This is a genomic window from Asticcacaulis sp. (assembly GCF_051956075.1).
In the GTDB taxonomy this organism is placed as follows: domain Bacteria; phylum Pseudomonadota; class Alphaproteobacteria; order Caulobacterales; family Caulobacteraceae; genus Asticcacaulis.
In genome coordinates this window covers 119,843-136,552 of sequence record NZ_JBQCGA010000013.1, presented here as the reverse complement: position 1 = coordinate 136,552, position 16,710 = coordinate 119,843, and the positions used below count along the sequence as shown (strand labels likewise).

General features: G+C 62.1%; 16 protein-coding genes. 6 read left to right on the top strand and 10 right to left on the bottom strand.

Going from position 1 to position 16,710, the window contains the following annotated elements; genetic code table 11:
* Positions 1 to 36 precede the first annotated feature (36 nt).
* Both ACTHLA_RS04075 and ACTHLA_RS04070 read right to left on the bottom strand, forming a co-directional pair.
* Complete coding sequence (locus ACTHLA_RS04075; protein WP_440185737.1) at positions 37 to 1,110, bottom strand: Leu/Phe/Val dehydrogenase; 1,074 nt, start codon at positions 1,108 to 1,110, stop codon at positions 37 to 39.
* Complete coding sequence (locus ACTHLA_RS04070; protein ID WP_440185735.1) at positions 1,103 to 4,549, bottom strand: indolepyruvate ferredoxin oxidoreductase family protein; 3,447 nt, start codon at positions 4,547 to 4,549, stop codon at positions 1,103 to 1,105. Before ACTHLA_RS04070 ends, ACTHLA_RS04075 begins: the two co-directional genes overlap by 8 nt.
* A gap of 164 nt (positions 4,550 to 4,713) precedes the next feature.
* Between ACTHLA_RS04070 and ACTHLA_RS04065 the strand changes: the two genes are divergently transcribed.
* Both ACTHLA_RS04065 and ACTHLA_RS04060 read left to right on the top strand, forming a co-directional pair.
* Positions 4,714 to 5,193: an Lrp/AsnC family transcriptional regulator gene (locus ACTHLA_RS04065; protein WP_440185733.1), complete on the top strand. Its 480-nt coding sequence runs from the start codon at positions 4,714 to 4,716 to the stop codon at positions 5,191 to 5,193.
* Positions 5,194 to 5,315: 122 nt separating this feature from the next.
* Positions 5,316 to 5,747 carry an META domain-containing protein gene (locus ACTHLA_RS04060; protein WP_440185731.1) on the top strand — a complete coding sequence of 144 codons (432 nt, stop codon included), beginning with the start codon at positions 5,316 to 5,318 and terminating at the stop codon, positions 5,745 to 5,747.
* Positions 5,748 to 5,750: 3 nt separating this feature from the next.
* Here ACTHLA_RS04060 and ACTHLA_RS04055 read toward each other — a convergent pair whose 3' ends face one another.
* Together ACTHLA_RS04055 and ACTHLA_RS04050 are read right to left on the bottom strand one after the other, a co-directional pair.
* A complete protein-coding gene (locus ACTHLA_RS04055; RefSeq protein ID WP_440185729.1) occupies positions 5,751 to 6,110 on the bottom strand; it encodes an MmcQ/YjbR family DNA-binding protein in 360 nt (119 codons plus the stop codon).
* A gap of 3 nt (positions 6,111 to 6,113) precedes the next feature.
* Positions 6,114 to 6,347, bottom strand: a complete 234-nt coding sequence (locus ACTHLA_RS04050) for a BolA/IbaG family iron-sulfur metabolism protein (protein WP_440185727.1) — start codon at positions 6,345 to 6,347, stop codon at positions 6,114 to 6,116.
* Between the two features lie 119 nt (positions 6,348 to 6,466).
* Between ACTHLA_RS04050 and modA the strand changes: the two genes are divergently transcribed.
* Genes modA through ACTHLA_RS04035 form a run of 3 tightly spaced genes read left to right on the top strand, consistent with a single transcriptional unit; the run spans position 6,467 to position 8,582 of the window.
* A complete protein-coding gene (modA, locus tag ACTHLA_RS04045; RefSeq protein WP_440185725.1) occupies positions 6,467 to 7,210 on the top strand; it encodes a molybdate ABC transporter substrate-binding protein in 744 nt (247 codons plus the stop codon).
* Positions 7,207 to 7,878: a molybdate ABC transporter permease subunit gene (gene modB / locus ACTHLA_RS04040; protein WP_440185723.1), complete on the top strand. Its 672-nt coding sequence runs from the start codon at positions 7,207 to 7,209 to the stop codon at positions 7,876 to 7,878. The genes modA and modB overlap by 4 nt, the downstream gene beginning before the upstream one ends.
* On the top strand, positions 7,875 to 8,582 hold the full coding sequence (locus tag ACTHLA_RS04035; protein ID WP_440185721.1) for an ATP-binding cassette domain-containing protein: 708 nt from the start codon (positions 7,875 to 7,877) through the stop codon (positions 8,580 to 8,582). The genes modB and ACTHLA_RS04035 overlap by 4 nt, the downstream gene beginning before the upstream one ends.
* 199 nt (positions 8,583 to 8,781) lie before the next feature.
* On the opposite strand, the gene ACTHLA_RS04030 is transcribed toward ACTHLA_RS04035, so the two are convergent.
* Together ACTHLA_RS04030 and ACTHLA_RS04025 are read right to left on the bottom strand one after the other, a co-directional pair.
* Positions 8,782 to 10,482, bottom strand: a complete 1,701-nt coding sequence (locus ACTHLA_RS04030) for a PQQ-dependent sugar dehydrogenase (protein WP_440185719.1) — start codon at positions 10,480 to 10,482, stop codon at positions 8,782 to 8,784.
* A complete protein-coding gene (locus ACTHLA_RS04025; protein WP_440185717.1) occupies positions 10,425 to 11,087 on the bottom strand; it encodes a peptidoglycan DD-metalloendopeptidase family protein in 663 nt (220 codons plus the stop codon). Before ACTHLA_RS04025 ends, ACTHLA_RS04030 begins: the two co-directional genes overlap by 58 nt.
* Positions 11,088 to 11,158: 71 nt before the next feature.
* Here ACTHLA_RS04025 and ACTHLA_RS04020 point away from each other — a divergent pair, with 71 nt between their 5' ends.
* Positions 11,159 to 11,911: a pseudouridine synthase gene (locus tag ACTHLA_RS04020; protein ID WP_440185715.1), complete on the top strand. Its 753-nt coding sequence runs from the start codon at positions 11,159 to 11,161 to the stop codon at positions 11,909 to 11,911.
* 10 nt (positions 11,912 to 11,921) lie between these two features.
* Here the strand turns inward: ACTHLA_RS04020 and ACTHLA_RS04015 are convergent, their stop codons facing one another.
* The 4 genes from ACTHLA_RS04015 to ACTHLA_RS04000 form a co-directional block, all read right to left on the bottom strand.
* The gene (locus ACTHLA_RS04015) at positions 11,922 to 12,416 is read right to left on the bottom strand and encodes a hypothetical protein (protein ID WP_440185713.1); all 495 of its coding nucleotides are present in this window, start codon (positions 12,414 to 12,416) and stop codon (positions 11,922 to 11,924) included.
* Positions 12,417 to 12,545: 129 nt separating this feature from the next.
* Entirely contained in the window at positions 12,546 to 14,384 is a 1,839-nt protein-coding gene (gene typA / locus ACTHLA_RS04010) for a translational GTPase TypA (RefSeq protein ID WP_440185711.1), read from the bottom strand.
* Positions 14,385 to 14,972: 588 nt separating this feature from the next.
* A complete protein-coding gene (locus tag ACTHLA_RS04005) occupies positions 14,973 to 15,830 on the bottom strand; it encodes a DUF3037 domain-containing protein (RefSeq protein ID WP_440185709.1) in 858 nt (285 codons plus the stop codon).
* Positions 15,827 to 16,648, bottom strand: coding sequence for a HipA family kinase (locus ACTHLA_RS04000; protein WP_440185707.1), 822 nt, complete (start codon positions 16,646 to 16,648; stop codon positions 15,827 to 15,829). The genes ACTHLA_RS04005 and ACTHLA_RS04000 overlap by 4 nt, the downstream gene beginning before the upstream one ends.
* Positions 16,649 to 16,710 lie beyond the last annotated feature (62 nt).

Here is a 16,710-nt window from a genome sequence, read left to right as displayed (position 1 = left end):
GGTCCCCCCACCCCCTAAACGGGGAGGGATGAAACCTTAAGCGACCGCGGGAACCGGAGCCTTAACGATTTTACCGGCGGCGATCTTAGCGCGCGCCATGCGATCGGCAACCTCATTTGTGATCACATTTTCGGCTTTCGCCGTCGCAAAGATCGCATCGAGCCGCGCGCCGATGGCGTCCACCCGTTGCAGGGTCAGTTGCGTATCGTTATCGCCGGAGATTTCACCCGACACCATGATGATGCCGCCGGCATTGATCACATAGTCCGGCGCGTACAGAACGCCGCGCTCGGCCAGAATCCGCCCCGCTTCCGGCGTGGCGAGCTGGTTATTGGCCGCGCCCGCGACGATCTTCGCCTTGACGTAGCGCGCGACATATTCGCTGATCGCCCCGCCCAGCGCGCACGGCGCCACCACATCGACATCCTGGGTCAGCACGTCATCGACGCCGACCGCCCTGGCGCCGAAGCGCGCCACGGCTTCGTCAACGCGCGCAGGATTGATATCGGCCACGACCAGATTCGCGCCCAGTTCATGCAGTTCCTGACACAGATACATGCCCACATGGCCGAGGCCCTGCACCGCAATCGCCAGACCCGCGACCTCGGCGCGGCCAAGCTGCGCGCGCACCGCCGCCTCGATGCCGACGCGCACGCCGCGCGCCGTATAGGGTGACGGATCGCCGCCGGAACGGCCTTCCGCGCCCGCCAGCCCCGACACGAAGCGCGTCGTGCGCGCCACGGTCTGCATATCGGCCACATTCACCCCGACATCCTCGGCGGTAATATAGGCGCCGTTCAGGCTTTCGACCGCGCGCCCGAAGGCTTCCAGCACCGCCTCGCGACGCTCCGGCGCGACAGGACCGAGAATCACCGCCTTGCCGCCGCCGAACGGCAGATCGGCCATGGCGTTCTTATAGCTCATGCCGCGCGACAGTTTCAGCGCGTCGGACAGGGCCGCCTCGCCCGTTTCATAGCTCCACAGGCGGCAACCGCCCGCCGCAGGCCCCATGACGGTGGAATGGACCGCGATGATGGCGCGCAGACCGCTTTGCGCGTCCTCCACCATCAGCACTTTTTCGTGGCCGTCGTAATCGGGATGGTCAAACATGCACGTTTTCCTTTGTTGGCATGGCTTTTTGGGAGGTTTTTGAGGGAGTTTTCTGCGCCTGCGCGGCGTCGAAACGGGCGCGCAGCTCTTCGCGCTTCAGGTCGGCCTTGTCGGCGCTGGCGGACTTGATCGGACCGAAGCCGCGAATCTCGTCAGGCAGGCTGGCCAGGGCGACGGCGATGTCGAGATTGTGCGCGGCCAGACGCGGCGCGATCTCTTGGATCATGGCCGCATAGTCGGCGGCCATGGCGCGTTCGCGACGGCGTTCATGCGTATAGCCAAACAGGTCGAGCGGCGTGCCGCGCAGGCCCTTCAATGTTTTCAGCACGTCGAACAGACCGAACACCCACGGGCCGAACTTGCGCTTCTTTTCGCCGAGCAGCGGCGGGGCCAGCCAGAGATTGACCTTTTTCGTCCCCTCGAACTGCTCGGCCAGTTGCTTGCGGAAGGTCGGCAGGCTGTAGAGCCGCGCCACTTCGTACTCGTCCTTATAGGCCATCAGCTTGAAGGCGTAGCGCGCCACCGCCTCGCTGAAACGCGCATCGTTCAGCGGCCTTTCCGCCGATGTCGCCAGATCGACCAGCGCCTTATATTGCGCAGCATAGGCCGCGTTCTGATACTGGGTCAGGTCGGCCATGCGGCGCGCGACAAAGGCGTCAAGATCGAATTTCGGCTCCGGCTTGATCGTCGCGTCCAACCGCCCTTCGGCCCAGGCCCGCCCGAGCGCAAAGGCGTTGAGATTGGCCTTCACGGCGGCTCCATTGAGCGCGATCGCCTTTTCGATCGCCGCGCGCGTCAGCGGCAAGGCGCCCGACTGCCAGGCCGCGCCCAGCATCACCATCAGCGAAAACACCGCATCGCCCAGATAGGTGCGCGCCAGCCCATTGGCGTCGAAGCTGTCGAGCTGCCGCACGGCCTTTTTAACGCGCCGCGTCATGGCCATCGGATCGAAGACGGTCTTGGTATTGAGCGTGAATTCCGCCGTCGGGGTCAGGCGCGTATTGAGGAAGCCGTGGGTGCGCGCCGGATCGAGCAGCGGCAGGCACGACTTGCCGTGCGCGGTCACCATGTCGGCGGCGATCAGCACATCGGCCTCGCCGAGCGGAATGCGCCCGCCCGGCACGACGCCCGCCCGGCGCAGGCGGATATGCGCATCGACCGCACCGCCGCGCTGGGCAAGACCCGTCTGATCGACGCACACCGCCTCCAACGCGTCGATATGCGCCGCCATGCCGAGAATGGCGCTCAAAGAGGTGACGCCCAGCCCGCCAATGCCGGTCAGCAGCACATTGAACGGCTGATCGCCGAGCGCGACGGGGCGCGCTTCGGGCAGATCCACGATCAGATGGTCGATGGCGGCGGCCTGCGCCTTTTTCGGTTTCGCCCCATCCAACGCCACGAAGCTGGGGCAGAAGCCCTGCACGCACGATGTGTCGATATTGCACGCCGACTGGTCGATCTCGCGCTTGCGGCCCAGTTCGGTCTCTTTCGGACCGACCGCAATGCAGTTGGACTTGGCCGAGCAGTCGCCGCAGCCCTCGCATACGGCGTCGTTGATGAAGATGCGCTGCGTCGCCTGCGGCGCCAGACCGCGCTTGCGGCGGCGGCGGCGCTCGGTCGCGCACATCTGGTCGTAGATCAGCACAGTGACGCCCGGCGTCGCCTGCAATTCGGCCTCGGCGGTCTTGAAGGCGTCGCGGTGATAGAAGCTGACGCGCGCTGGCATTTTCGGATGGTTGCGCCAACGGTCCGGCGTCTCGGACACCAGGATGATGCGCGCCACCCCCTCGGTCGCGACCTGCTGCGCCACCGTGATCGGGCTGAGCTGGCCATCGACGTGCTGGCCGCCGGTCATGGCCACCGCGTCATTATAGAGGATCTTGTAGGTGATATTGACCTTCGCTGCGACCGCCTGACGGATGGCCAGCAGGCCGGAATGGAAATAGGTGCCATCGCCCAGGTTGACGAAGACGTGCTTTTCATTGGTGAAGGGCGACTGGCCGACCCAGGTGACGCCCTCGCCGCCCATCTGCGTGACCAGATCGGTGTTCCGGTTCGGCATGAACTGCGCCATGTAATGACAGCCGATCCCGGCCAGGGCGCGACTGCCTTCCGGCACAGCGGTCGAGGTATTGTGCGGACATCCCGCGCAATAAAACGGCGAGCGCACATGCAACGGATGCAGCCCGTCCTTAGCGCAGGCCGCCTGCTCCAGCTTCGCGACGATGGCGCGGCGCGCTTCGGTCTTCGCCGCTTCGGGCAGGACGCGGTAAAGGGCCAGAGCGACATGCGCCGAATCGAACTCCATCAGGTCGCGCAGTAAAGGCGCGCCTAGGGCGTCTTTTTTGCCCAGCACCTGCGGGCGGCGGCGGTCGGGGAGGTTATAAAGGGCGTCGCGCAGTTGCGGCTCAATCAGGGCGCGGCGCTCCTCGACCACCAGCACGGTCTGCAAACCGTCGGCAAAGGCGCTGGCCGCCGCCGCATCGAGCGGCCACACCATCCCGACCTTCCAGAGCCGTAGACCCAGATCACGCGCCTCGGCGTCGGAAATCTGCAACAGCCGCAGCGCGTCCAGCACATGCAGATACGCCTTGCCGCTGGCGGCGACGCCGATATGCGGGCGCGGCGCATCCAGAATCAGCCGGTTGAAGCCGTTGACGCGCGCAAAGGCTTGAGCGGCGGGCAGCTTGATATGGCGGTGACGGCGCTCCTTGGCTTCGGGGCTGTCGTGCAGCCTGATCGACACGCCCTCATCGGGCATGTCGAAATCGGGAATGACGCTCTGCCAGTTGGACGGATCAAGATGCACGACCGCGGACGAATCCATCTGGTCGGACAGCACTTTCAGCGCCACCCAGCAGCCGGAATAGCGCGACAGGGATATGCCGCGCACGCCGAAGTCGATCACCTCGTCGAGGGTTGCGGGCGCCAACACCGGAATTTCAGCGTCCATAAAGGCAAATTCCGACTGGTTGGGCAGGGTCGAAGACTTGCTGGCGTGATCGTCGCCCGCCAGGGCCAGTACGCCGCCCAACGGACTGGTCCCGGCGAAATTGGCGTGGCGGATCGCGTCCATCGAACGGTCCACGCCCGGCGACTTGCCGTACCACAGGCCGAACACCCCGTCCTTTTTCGCATCGGGAAACAAAGGCACATGCTGCGTCCCCCACACGGCGGTGGCGCCGAGGTCTTCGTTGATCGCGGCCTGAAAGACGATGTCGTGCGCCGCCAGATGTTCGGCGGCCAGCTCAAGCTGGGTGTCGTAGCCGCCCAGAGGCGAGCCGCGATAACCGGAGATAAAGCCCGCCGTATTCAAGCCCCTGCGGCGGTCATGGTCGCGGATCAGCATCGGCAGACGCACCAGAGCCTGAATCCCGCCCATAAAGACCGGGCCGGAATCGAGAAGGTATTTGTCGTCGAGCGTGACCTGATCGCGCATTCTTACATTGTCCCTGTTCGTATATCTTGTTACGAAAGAGACTAAGCCAGCCCGGGCGGAAAGTGCTTCCGAAGTGCGTTTCGCAAACCGCTGGTCACAAAATAGTTTTTCTGCGATAGTCGCGAAAAACAGAATAATCTTTTGCTGCGGAGCAATATCGCGCAATGAACAGGGCCAAACCGGACTATGTCCCGGATGAGATTGACCGCAAGATTCTGCGGCTGCTTCGCGAAGACGCGCACCTGACCACGCAGGAGGTCGCCGACAAGGTCGGGCTGTCCCAGACCCCGTGCTGGACGCGCATCAAGCGGCTGGAGGAAACCGGCGTCATCACCGGCTATGTCGCCCTGCTCGACGCCGACAAGATCGGCCGCCCGTTAAGCGTCATCGTCGAGGTCAATCTCGACCAGCACGACGACGACAAGATCGAGGCCTTTGCGCGCCACCTGGCCGCCCTGCCCGAGGTCACCGACGCCTGGCTGACCACGGGCGAATACGACTATGTGATCATCGCGGCGGTCGAGGACACCGAGGACTACGAAAACTTCCTGCGCAAGCGGCTGCTGAAATTTCCAGGCATCCGCCACGCGCGCTCAACCTTCTGCCTGCGCCGCCTCAAGCGCGACGCCTCGCCGAGCGTGTAAACCTTGCTCCCCGGATGAGGGGCCATCAGGGGGCCGGTCGCCATATTACGCGTATTGCTTTTTTACGGTATCATCGCGCAGCTTTTCGGTATCGGTCTTCTTCCCACCGGAAAGGCGAAGCCATGTCCCTGCGCCCGCTCCTGCCCCTGCTCGCCCTGATCCCGTTAAGCGCCTGCGCCTCCCTGCCCTGGAGCGGCGAGGCGCGCGTCGCCCGCGACCTCGGCGGCGACTGGCGGCTGGCCGCCACGCCCGATTCGGCGCCCGTCGATCCGGCCAAATATGAACTCAGCTTCCTGCCGAAAGGCCGCGCAGCGTTTCAACTCGACTGCAACCGCGCCAGCGGCATCTGGGAGGCTAAACCCCTGTCCGCAGACGGCGGCGCGCTGACCTTCGGCCCGCTGGCCATGACGCGCGCCATGTGCGGCAAAGGCGCGCTGGACACACGCATCGCCCGCGACATGGCCGAGGTCGTTTCCTACCGCATCGACGGCGACATGCTGATCCTGAACCTCAAAGACGGCGACGCCTATCGCTGGACGCGCGCGCCTTCATGACCGTTAGCGCCGCCGCTTCGGCTTGCTGAGCTGAAATTCACAGGCGCGCCGCAGCAGATGCGCCAGCTCCTCGCCGTCTATCACCGGCAACCGCGTCAGCACCGCCGGATAGCCCCGGTAATGATCGTCGTCGAAATAGATGTCCGGCGCCGCCGCGATCAACATCTCCTTATGCTCCAGCGGACAGGAGATGGCCAGCACGTCGAGATTGGGCCAGCGCGGTTTGCGCGGGGCGTCGCGCTGCATGAAGGTCCAGGCAATCCCCTTGCCGCGATACGAAAAGCCAAGCCGGTCCTCGCTCGATCCGTCAACCACGTCGGGCAGGGCGATGATGATCTCACGCAACTCCGCCCGCGTCACCATCCCTTACCCCTTCGCCACCGTTTCCAGCGCCAGCGCGTGTAAGGGCCCGCTCAACAGATCGGCCAGCGCCTTGTTGACCAACTGGTGCTGGCGCACGCGCGGCAGGCCGTTGAACGCCGCCGAGACAATGCGCGCGCGATAATGATCGCCATCCCCGGCCAGATCGGTGATCGTCACCTCGGCGTCGGGAAAGGCCGCCTCGATTCGGGCCTGAAGGTCGCTTTGTGCAATCGCCATGTCGGATCTCCTGAAATCTCGCGTCGGAGTAACGCCTTTCCCGCCGGGCCGCCAATAAAAAGTTTGCAACCCCGCGACGGATCATTGCGTATAGACCTGCATCCACGAATGAGGTCGTCATGCGCCGCCGTCTGCTGATCATCGCCGCCGCCATGCTTCTCCTGCCCGCCGCGGCCCGCGCTGCGGACGTCAGCGTGGCGGTCGCCGCCAACTTCACCGAACCGGCAAAAGACATCGCCGCCGCCTTTGAACGCAAGACAGGGCATCACGTCACGCTCAGCTTCGGCTCCAGCGGCGCTTTCCTGAGCCAGATCGAACAGGGCGCGCCGTTTGAGGTGTTTCTCTCCGCCGACTCCGAACGCCCGCAAAAGCTGGAGGCCGACGGCTTTGCGGTCGCGGGCACGCGCTTCACCTATGCGAAAGGCGCGCTCGTCCTGTGGAGCGCTACGCCCGGCTTTGTCGATGCCGGGGGCGCGGTGCTGAAAACCGGCGCTTACCAGCACCTGGCCATCGCCGATCCCGCCGCCGCCCCCTACGGTCAGGCCGCCGTCGAAACGCTGAACAGTCTCGGCCTCTACGCCGCCGTCGCGCCGAAAATCGTCAAGGGATCGTCGATCGGCCAGACCTATGGCTTCGTCAAAAGCGGCGCGGCGGAACTGGGCTTCGTCGCATTATCGCAGGTGATTAAGGAACAGGGCGGCTCGATGTGGCGCGTCCCGGCCAGCGCTTACAAGCCGATCCTGCAAGACGCCGTCCTGCTCAAGCCCGGCGCAAACGATCCCGCCGCGAAAGCCTGGCTCGCCTTCCTCAAATCCTCTCAGGCGCGCCAGATCATCGCGTCTTACGGCTACAGCGTCAAATGAACGAGGCCCTGACCGCGCTGAAACTGACGGTCTGTCTGGCGGCGACGACCAGCCTCTGCCTGCTCGTCCTCGCCACGCCACTGGCGTGGTGGCTGGCGCGCGGCAAGGGCTGGACGCATGATATTGTCACTGCGCTGGTCGCCCTGCCCGTGGTCCTGCCGCCGACCGTTCTGGGCTTCTACCTGCTGGTGGCGATGGGGCCGAACAGCCCGCTTCTTTGGCTGCTCAGGCCATTCGGCGTCCGCACCCTCGCCTTTTCCTTCACCGGCCTCCTGATCGGCTCGGTTTTTTATTCCCTGCCCTTCGCCGTGCAGCCGATCCGCAACGCCTTTGCAAGCCTCGGCCCGCGCCCGCTGGGGGTCGCCGCCACCTTGCGCGCCGGACCGCTGGACAGCTTTTTCCATGTCGCCCTGCCGCTGGCGCGCAAAGGCCTGCTGACCGCCTTCGTGCTGACCTTTGCGCACACGGTCGGCGAGTTCGGCGTGGTGCTGATGATCGGCGGCGCCATTCCTGGCAAGACCGAGACGATTTCGATCCGCATCTGGCAGCTTGTCGAGCAGCTCGACTGGCCGCAGGCGCATTTGCTGGCGGGCGGGCTGCTGGTCTTTTCGTTTGCCGTTCTTCTGCTCTTGCTGCGCCTCGACCGGCGGCTGGAGTCCGCCGCATGATCGAGATTGCGCTTAAGGGTCCGCATATCGACGCCGCCTTCGTCGTTCCCGCTTCGGGCGTCACCGCCCTGTGGGGACCGTCCGGCGCGGGCAAGACGACGCTGTTGCGCGCCATTGCGGGACTGAACAGGCTCGAAGGCCACGTCCGGCTTGGCGATACAATCTGGCAGGACGGCGCGCAGTTCACGCCCGTGCATCAGCGCCGCCTCGGCTATGTGTTTCAGGAGCCGTCCCTGCTCGCGCATCTGAATGTGCGCGGCAATCTCGATTTTGCGCATAGGCGCAATGGCGGGCGCAAGGTGGACCGTGACGGCTGGATCGAGCGCCTGAAGCTCACCCCCTTGCTCGGCCGCCGCGTCGAAACCCTGTCCGGTGGCGAACGCCAGCGCGTCGCCCTGTGCCGCACCCTCCTGAACGCGCCCGACCTGCTGCTGATGGACGAGCCGCTCTCCAGCCTCGATCACGAGGCGCGCAGCCAGATCGTGCCGATGATCTCCGACCTGACCCGTGAGGCGGGCGTCCCGGTCCTCTATGTCAGCCACGACGCCTATGAGGTCGAACGGCTGGCCGACCGGACGCTCCGCCTCCATCACGGCCACATCCTCGACGCCCCCGAACCCCCGCCGCCCTCGCTCGACGGCCTCGACGAAGCCAAGGTGCGCCAACTGGCCCTCGCCGCGCTCAAGGCAGGGATCAGGGTTTAGGCATAACAAGGATTAAGTCAGTCAGAAGGTTTTATCCACAGATCAGCACAGATTTCATGATGGCGTCACGCTACCGCTATCTTTGGAGTCAGCCGTTTTGATGAGAGCGCGAAGCGCCTTTCTTAAAATGGGCTACCCGCGACGATAGCGGTAGCGTGCAATGATCCAGAACATCTGGCTGATCTGTGGATAAAAACCTTTACGTCCCCGCCGGCGCGATCCGCCAGATGCGCCCGCCCGCATCGTCCGAGACATAGAGCGCGCCGTCAGGCCCGACCGCCACGCCGACCGGGCGGCCATTGACGGTGTGGTCATCGACAATCAGCCCGGTCATGAAGTCCTGATAGCTTTTCGACGGCTTGCCGTTCTCGAATTTCACGCGGACGATCTTGGACCCTGTGCGCTGCGCCCGGTTCCATGAGCCGTGCAGGGCGATAAAGGCGTCGCCCGTATAGTCCGCTGGGAAGTTGGCGGCTCCATTCGGCGCCGGTTGATAAAAGACCAGTCCCAGCGGCGCGGAATGCGAGGCGAACAAAACGTCGGGCAGGCTGACATGGCCTTTTAAGTCCTCGCGTTCGCCCTTATGGCGCGGATCCTGATGATCACCCAGATACCACCACGGCCAGCCATAGAACTGTCCGTCCTGCACGCGGGTAAAATAGTCGGGCACAAGATTATCGCCCAGAGCGTCGCGCTCATTGACTGTGCAGTAAAGATCGCCCGTCCCCGGCCGCCTGACCAGACTGACGCAGTTGCGGATGCCGGTGGCGACCACATGCCGGTCGCCGCCGTCCGGCGTAAAGCGCAACACCATCGCCCGTCCCGCCTCGCTGCCCCACGCCTCGCCCAACATATGCGACGCGGCCCAATCCGTGGGCGCATCGCCCATATTTTCCGCAACATTGCTGCCCGAACCGACCGAGACATACATGTAACGCCCGTCCTCGGAAAAGGCGATGTCGCGCGTCGTGTGTCCGCCGCCCCGGCTCAGATTCGCCACCACGGTCTGCGCCTCGCCGCCGCCAATGGGGACGCGCACCACCGAATCGACATTGGCGATATAAACGAATTGCGGCTTGTCCTGCGGATAGAAGGCGATCCCGAACGGCTGATTGGGGCCGGTGGCGAAGGTTTGCGGCGTCGCCGCCAGACGACCGTTCTGATTGCGCCAGACGATCACCCTGCCCTCACCCGACAGCACGCCGTAAAGGTCGCCATTCGGCCCGGCGCGCAGCAGACGCGGCCCGTCCAGTCCGTCCGCGAAGACCGACACCGCAAAACCTGCCGGAACCGTGGGCAACTTACCTGCCGCAGGCTTGACGTAACGCGCCGAATTGCCCGCCGACTGCGTGGCGTAAGGGGCGGGCAGGTCCGCCGCGGTGACCGTATGGACCACGCCCGGCGCGTCCTTATGCCAGTCCAGCCGCGCGCTCAGGTCCGAAGCGGCGCTCTTTGTCTTCGCCACCGGCTTCGGCTTGGCCGCGCCGCCGCCCAGACTGGCCAGATAGGCGACGATATTGCCCCGCGTCTTCGCATCAGAGACATTAACCGGCATAGCCGTCCCCGGCATCGCCTTTTGCGGATCGGCCAGGAACCGATCGAGCGACGCCTTCGTCCAGACCTGCCCCTTGGCGCCCGCGTTTTTCAGCGCTGACGAATAGGAAAAGCCCGCCACGCCGCCGATCTTGCGCCCGACCACGCCGAACAGGGGCGGCCCCTGAAACATCTGTTTCTGCGGGCTGGCGTCATGGCATAGCGAACAACTGGCCTCGAACGCCGCCTTGCCCGCCGCCACGTCTTGCGCCTTCGCGCAGGCGGGCAGGATCAGCGCCGCCGCCAGCCCTATGAAAAGTCGGAAAGCCCCAGAAAGGGGCGCGGATCGGGACAGTTTCGCTTCCATGTTTCGCGCTCGCTTTTTTTGAATACGCCCGGAAAATCGCCAGCCCTGTCCATCAGGTCGAGGATAAGCTGGATATGCAGATGCGGCGGCCAGTCGCCATTGACCTCCGGCCCGCCCAGCCAGCCCAGTGTCTGGCCCGCGCTGAACGCCTGCCCGACCTCCAGCCCTTCAAGGCTGTCGCGGCTCAAATGGCCATACAGGGTATAAAAAGTCAGTTGGCTTGTCGCCGCATGTTCGAGGATGATCGTCGGACCGTAATCCTGCGGCGCCGCATTGTCCTGAAACGAATGCACAACCCCATCCAGCGGTGCATAGACCGGCGCGCCCTCGGCGGCGAAGATATCGAGCCCCAGATGGATCGTGCGCGGCTCATCGCCTGCCGCAAATGCTGCCGTCGCATAGATGGCGCGATCCTCATCATAGCCGCCAAGCGCCAGCCGCCCGTCCCGCTGCACCACCGCATCGCCGGGCAAATCATCGCGCCCCAGCGCCGCCATCCCCGCCGCGTCGAGCGCGATCACATCACAATCATCCAGCCCGTCCATCACGGGCGTACGCGATGCCGCGTCCATCAACCAGTCCTGATAGAAATCGAACCTGTCCATAGCCAAGAGGTAACCCGATCCGACGCAGCTTTCCAGTGGCGCAAGGCGCGCTTTTTTCGTACAGAGCGGCCATGCAGACCCTCACCTATGACGGCGACGAGCCGATCCGGCTCAACAAATGGCTGGCGCAAAGCGGCGTCTGTTCGCGCCGCGAGGCCGACGCACTGATCCTCGATGGCCGCGTGCAGGTCGATGGCGAAACCGTCACCGATGCGGGCCGCAAGCTGACGCGCGGACAAACCGTCGGTTTCACCGATGCGCAGGCGGTCGGCGCGAAAATGACCGTCATCTATAACAAGCCGGTCGGCATCGTGTCGGGCCAGCCGGAACCGGGCGAGACTCCCGCCGTGCGCATGATCCGCCGCGCCAATGTCTTCGGCCCGGCGGATGTCTATCCCGACCGCGACTCGAAACTCGCCCCCGTGGGCCGCCTCGACAAGGATTCGCACGGCCTGCTGATCCTGTCCGAAGACGGCGTGCTGGCGAAAGCCATTATCGGCCCGGACAGCGAGCTTGAGAAGGAATACCATGTCCAGGTGCGTGGTCCGATCTTCGAGCAAAAGCTGAAATGGCTGCGCCACGGCCTTGAACTCGACGGGCGCAAGCTCAAACCCGCCATCGTCACCCAGACCGGCCCGCAGTCCCTGACCTTCATCCTCAAGGAAGGCCGCAACCGCCAGATCCGCCGCATGTGCGACATGTGCGAACTGCGCGTTATCGACCTGATGCGCATCCGCATCGGCCCCCTCCCCCTCGCCAACCTCCCCGAAGGCCAGTGGCGCCTGATGACAGCGGCGGAACGCGCGGAGTTGGTAAATAAATAGAATACCTTCCCTAAACGCCGCTTGAGCTTTTAGCCTGTTCTCCGGGCAGAAAAAAGCCATCAAGATAGTCTGTCTCATTAAGAATGTCCGGTCGCTCTTCAACAACAACCAACACCGGGTCAGAAGAAATGGGCGCTGGATCTTCATGTCTCAGGCAAAGAAATGCTTGGCCATCATAACCGAAAAGCACAGCGCGACAGGTTGCAATGGATCTGATCACGCTGCCGGGACCGGGGATATTCGGATCGGCCATTTGGGCAATTCTTTTCCGAAGTGCTTCAGCATCCCGTAAATCGACCATGTGCGGGAGAGCACGATCTTCATGGAAGCCGTACATGTCCGGATCGCTTTCGGGATCATGCCAATCCAAGGCAAAATGGAAATGGTCGCCGTTCCATCTTAGGCTGGTAAAGACCATATCAGCAACGATCTCTATACACCTCTGTGCACGTGCGTCCGCAGGCTTATAAACCTGGATCGTCGGGAAAATACCATAAAGTTTCATAGGCTGAGGCTGACATCCGTAATGCTCTCCGACAAGAGAAAAACAGCCCCGGCAGTTTTCACCACCGAGGCCGTTTCTCAAATCCCAAAGGGGCACATGGGGGAAAGATCGTTTCCCCCATGACTTTCCCTACGCGTCTTCCTTCACGCGCTTCTTGCGGAAGCTGGGGTTCAGCTCCTTCTTGCGCAGGCGGATATTCTTCGGCGTCACCTCGACCAGCTCGTCGTCCTGGATGTAGGCGATGGCCTGTTCCAGCGTCAGGCGGCGCGGCGGGGTCAGACGCACGGCCTCGTCCTTGCCCGAAGCGCGCACGTTGGTGAGCTGCTTGGCCTTCATCGGATTGACGTCCAGATCGTCCGAGCGCGAATTTTCGCCGATGATCATGCCCATATAGGTCTTTTCGCCCGCGCCGACGAACATGGTGCCGCGCTCTTCGAGGTTCCACAGCGCATAGGCCGCCGTTTCGCCGTCCGAGTTCGACACCAGGACGCCCTTGCGCTGCTGCTCGATCAGGCCCTTATAGCCCTCATAGTGCGAGAAGACGCGGTTCAGCACGCCGGAGCCGCGCGTATCGGTCAGGAACTCGCCCTGATAGCCGATCAACGAACGCGACGGGCATTTCAGCGTGATGCGCGTCTTGCCCGCGCCCGACGGGCCCATATCCTTCAGCTCGGCCTTGCGCGCCGACAGCTTTTCGATCACCACGCCGGAATATTCGTCATCGACGTCGATCACCACGTCTTCGATCGGCTCCATGCGCTCGCCAGTCTCTTCGTCCTTCTGGAAGACGACGCGCGGACGCGAGATCGCCAGTTCGAAGCCTTCGCGGCGCATGTTTTCGATCAGCACACCCAGTTGCAGTTCGCCGCGACCGGCGACCTCATAGGCGTCCTTTTCCGAGGTTTCAGTGACGCGGATCGCGACGTTTGACTCGGCTTCTTTCTGGAGGCGCGCGGCGATGACGCGGCTTTGCACCTTGTCGCCTTCGCGACCGGCCAGCGGCGAGTCGTTCACGGATACCGTCATGGAGATGGTCGGCGGGTCGATCGGCTGCGCGGGCAGGGCCTCGCTTAGCTCCATCGCACACAGCGTATCGGCCACGGTCGCCTTGGAAAGGCCCGCAATGGCGACGATGTCGCCGGCTTCGGCGCCCTCATCGACCGGCTGGCGCTTCAGGCCGCGGAAGGCGAGGACTTTCGTGATGCGCCCGCGCTCGATTTCGTTGCCGTTGCGGTCCAGCGCCTTGATGGCCAGGCCCGGCACGGCCTTGCCCGAAGCGATACGGCCGGTCAGCAGGCGGCCCAGGAACGGGTCGGATTCGATCAGCACGCTCAGCATCTGGAACGGTTCGTCGGTCTTGGCCTGCGCCTTCGGAGCCGGGACGTGATCGACGATCAGATCGAACAGGGGCGCCAGGTTTTCGGACGGCGTATTCATGTCCATGGTCGCCCAGCCGTTCTTGCCCGACGCATAGATGTGCGGGAAGTCGAGCTGCTCTTCCGAAGCGCCCATGACCGCGAACAGGTCGAAGGCTTCAAGGTGAACGCGGTCGGGATCGGCGTGCGGGCGGTCCACCTTGTTGATGCACAGGATCGGGCGCAGGCCCAGCTTCAGCGCCTTGCCCAGCACGAACTTGGTCTGCGGCATGACGCCTTCCTCGGCGTCGATCAGGATCACGCAGCCATCCACCATGCCGAGGATGCGCTCGACCTCGCCGCCGAAGTCGGCGTGGCCCGGCGTGTCGATGATGTTGATGCGCGTCTCGCCCGCCTTGCCGTGCCACAGCACCGAGGTGCATTTGGCCAGAATGGTGATGCCGCGCTCGCGCTCCTGATCGTTGGAGTCCATGGCGCGCTCGACCGTGGCTTCGTTGGCGCGGAAGACGCCCGACTGCGCCAGCAGCGCATCGACCAGCGTGGTCTTGCCGTGGTCAACGTGGGCGATAATGGCGATGTTACGCATATTCATGACGAAATGACTCTTTTGCGTTGTCCCCCGCCCCGCGTCCGGGATGAGGATAAAGGGTTCCGGTTCCCCCTCATCCCTCCCTGCGCAGCGGGGAGGGGGGACCGCGAAGCGGTGGGAGGGGCGTCTTCTTTCTCATACCTCCCTGAACGCGCAGCGTTTGGGGAGGGGGACCATCGCAAAGCGATGGTGGTGGGGTATCTTACCTACCTATACCTCCCTGAAATCTCTGATTTCGGGGAGGGGGACCGCGCCCGAAGGGCGTGGTGGTGGGGTATCTTTCTTTTTCATACCTCCCCGGTTCACCGGAAAGGGACACCGAACCGCCGCAGGCGGTTTGGTGGTGGGGGTTCTTCCCTACCCTCCTCCCCTGCGTCAGCGGGAAAGGTGTTGGCGAAACCCCAAACCCAAAAAAAGCCTCCCGTTCGGAGAGGCCTAACCCTGCCAGCTTGCGACCGAGGGGCTTTCAGGCGGAAACCTGAACGCGAATGTCAGGTGAATTGGCGCGGCTTATAACCGAAACTTGCGCATAAAGCCATAGCACCCGCGCAACTATTTTCGCGGGTGCGAGAGGGAAAGTTATTATGATGGTTAATTCAAACGGCCCGCTTCATGACTTTTTACTTCGTCCTCTATATTTGCAACCAACTGATCAACGTCCGTTTCCTCAAATACTTCTGGCCTGTTCGGAGCTGCTTTTAAGATAGCGATTGCATTTTTATAGGCGGTTTCTAGAGCAGGATTTGAGGGTCGCCCCACGACAAAGTGTGCCTTAAAGACTTCTGCTTCACTATCTGCCAAGACGGCCGATAAATGCCCAAGCCATTCACGAGCCTTACCCTTAATTCCGTCAGCATCGACCAAATCAAAAGATAAAGGTTCATAAACATGCCAAAGGCCATTCTTCCACGCATGTTTGAAACTGATTTCATCCACAGAACCTATAATGGCCTTTTCTTGGAAGCGGTCTGCAAGATGCATTTCTTCGAGTCGTTGCTTAACTGGCCGCCATACGTCATCGTCGGTGCGTCTATGACGCGAATGATGGTCGTATTTAGAGACGTATCGCTCATAGAGCCGATTTAAAGACTTCGCCGGTTGCTCTGCAACTCCTGTTGCAACTGTTGACCACTGAAGAGAACTATCATCTGGTGGAACCACCGCTCTCGCAAATCCACCAGCATCGATCGCCTCGCTAAACATAGCTGAAGCTGTTTCTCTTTTTGCGACAATGGAGAGCGCTCTATGAACAGCATTCACAGAGGTCAGAAAGGCCGCCCTATCTATGTCTGGGAAAACCCCTTTAAGACGGCCAATAGTACGACGAACACGGAACATCACTTCGCGTGTCGAAGGAACGTAGAGAACTATACCGATGTTTACGAACTCTCCTGTTACAATATCATGCACGTAACGGAGCACCGTAAAACTATATGCGATCTTTTTCATGCAAGTACCCGTCCAATTTCGGTTATGCATCCGTCGATATTATCACGCGCACCAGCTATGAGGGTTAATGCGTCGGAGACGCTGGCGTTTACGTTGTCCCAAATTCCGGTAAGCCCGTCTGCTAATCCTGCAATAGTTTCATCAGAGAGTGCGCTCCATGCAGCCTTTATAGCCTGCAAGTCAACATTTTTACCTTTTAGACCATGATAAAAAATATGCTGCCCATTATTTTGGAAAGACTGAAGTGAGCCTAACGCCCAGGGAGGTTGCCATCCAATTAGCAGTCGATGAGAAAAGGCTAATTCGTGATCAAAAATGCGCAGTTGGTCACCGCGGACAAGACAGTTAGGATTTCCAATTCGTCTGTCCGGGTTTTGCACTATCGCATCAAAAGCGAAGATTGCAGATGCCATAGGCAACATTGCGGCAGTGACTATGTTCCCAGCGCTCCAAATTGAATATTGGCCTGTGATAAGTCTGGAGCCGAAAGCAGTTCGAGAACTTATAAGAACATTTTGTCGAATCGTAGGGTCCGGAATCGTGGACACCCAATCGTCTGAAATATTTACAAAAAATGGCTCCGGTACTGGCAAACCCAAATAACCCGCTAGAGAAGCGCCGATTACCTCCCTTGCCAGATGTATTGCCCCCTCCTCGCATCTACCGGAAAATTTGGCGACAAGCTCAACCACATCACCATTGTCGAGTTCACATGCGATAATAAGTGGCCCAGTCCTCCCCACCGACGTGGGGCGAATAAGTTCGACAGCCTCAGCATTTCTAAGCAAGAATCCCACCCCTATCAATGCGGCTTCCATTGCTAGCTGCATAATAAGATCAATGCAACTTATCCCCTCCCCTCGCCGCGGGCTTATCCTGT